General features: G+C 32.4%; 2 protein-coding genes. Both read left to right on the top strand.

Annotation, left to right across the window (positions count from 1 at the left end):
* The first annotated feature begins 645 nt into the window (after positions 1 to 645).
* Positions 646 to 846: a hypothetical protein gene (locus ABF633_RS20725; protein ID WP_415526639.1), complete on the top strand. Its 201-nt coding sequence runs from the start codon at positions 646 to 648 to the stop codon at positions 844 to 846.
* Entirely contained in the window at positions 836 to 1,660 is an 825-nt protein-coding gene (locus tag ABF633_RS20720; protein WP_415526637.1) for a carbohydrate ABC transporter permease, read from the top strand. The genes ABF633_RS20725 and ABF633_RS20720 overlap by 11 nt, the downstream gene beginning before the upstream one ends.
* Positions 1,661 to 1,732: the final 72 nt, after the last annotated feature.

Genomic DNA, 1,732 nt, shown 5'->3' with positions numbered 1-1,732 from the left:
AATATATTAGTTTAAAATTTTTTATGGAAGTTTACACGAAATTATTGACAGACTCAATTTATATAAAATATTAAATGAATGGACTGCCCCTATAAGATAGACACAAAAAAGAAGCTGTGTTACCTTATAGGGGCAGTTTAATGCATTAAGAGACATATTTTTAATAACTACATTAATTTTCCTTTCGATTATTTATTTAGTTATATGATTTATAGGTGAATCTTATTTAAACTGACTAACTTGGCGTAAGTCTCCCACGCACTCTGTGAAAGCGATTCACACAAAATCGAAGATTTTGGTTCTCTGCTTGCACACAGCGAAAGCGATTCACACAAAATCCAAGATTTTGGTTCTCTGCTTTTCTTCAAGTGGGAGTTCAACGCCAAGTAATCCATGCATTTGCAGTTCTAAAATTCAGATGGGGTAAAAGAATCCCCACCTGGATTAAGAATTTGCTTCAACTACATTTAGATGAATCATCCAAGTTATACCGCTGCTCTAGGTATATTACAGCACCTAATCATTGGACAAAAGTGCATTAGATATTAACATAGGTAAATGTTTTTTAACAAGTTTATAAAACAAAGTTAATTATTTACAACTATAATCTAATATTATAGTTCAAACAATTTGATAAAACAGAGAATGCTTTATAAGGAGAAAATTGACTTGATAGAAAGATTAAAGAAGAATGAATTAACTATATTATTTTTGCTGTCTACTGCATTAATCATCTCTCAAGTAGGACAAGCCTCAGCTTTGACGGTGGTGGCTACAGCATTTTTCTTTGTACTGATGCGTTTAAAGTTCAAGGTACCCGAGAGAGGAGTATATTATGAAAACTAATGGAAAAGAAATAAAATGGCATGTGCTTTTATGGGTAATAGTTATCTTTGAAATATTTCCACTGCTTTTCATGATATCTATTTCCTTTAAGGATTTGAATCAGGTATTTACATCTGCCCCTAATATGATACTTGGTAATCTTACTCTAAAAAATTACAAGTACATAGTAGATAATCTGCCTATATTAAATTACATAGGCAATACCTTTATTATAGCAGCAGTGGTGACTATAGCAAAAACAGCTACAGCTATTCTTGCAGCCTACGTGTTTGTGTATAAAAGTTTTAAAGGAAAAAATATTCTATATTCTGTTTTAGTACTAACTATGTTTGTACCATTTACCGTTACCATGATACCAGATTATATAATAATGTCCCACATAGGACTTTTAAATAGCAATATTGGTGTGGTTTTACCACAATTGGCAGATGCTCTTGGTATATTTTTAATGATACAGAGTATGAGAACTGTGCCAAAGTCTTTTATTGAGGTAGCTAAACTAGAGAAAGTTCCGGAGATAAAGATATTGTCAAAGGTAATATTTCCTCTCATAAGAAATTCAATAATGTCTATGGGAATAATATTTTTCATAAATTCCTGGAATGAATATTTCTGGCCAATGCTTATATTAAAAAATAAGGATAAGTTTACACTTCCACTGGCACTGCAGTTTTTTATAAGTTCTCAAGGTGGAAATGACTGGGGGGCAGCCATGGCAGTAGCCTGCTTAACAGTTCTGCTTCCAATGGTTCTATATATAATTTGCCAGAGCTTTATAATAAATATTTTTATGAATTCTGGAATTAAAGGGTAAATTTCTTGGGAAACAGGTTTAACCTGACTAACTTGGCGTAAGTCTCCCACGCACTCTGTGAAAGCGATTCAC

Source organism: Clostridium sp., assembly GCF_047718555.1.
Taxonomy (GTDB): Bacteria; Bacillota; Clostridia; order Clostridiales; family Clostridiaceae; genus Clostridium_I.
Note: the sequence above shows the minus strand (reverse complement) of the source record. Positions and strands in the feature narration are given on the sequence as shown.

Excerpts from the sequence above, each read along its gene's own strand:
- ABF633_RS20720 (WP_415526637.1), top strand. The coding sequence starts at position 836 with ATGAAAACTAATGGAAAAGAAATAAAATGGCATGTGCTTTTATGGGTA.
- ABF633_RS20725 (WP_415526639.1), top strand. The coding sequence starts at position 646 with ATGCTTTATAAGGAGAAAATTGACTTGATAGAAAGATTAAAGAAGAAT.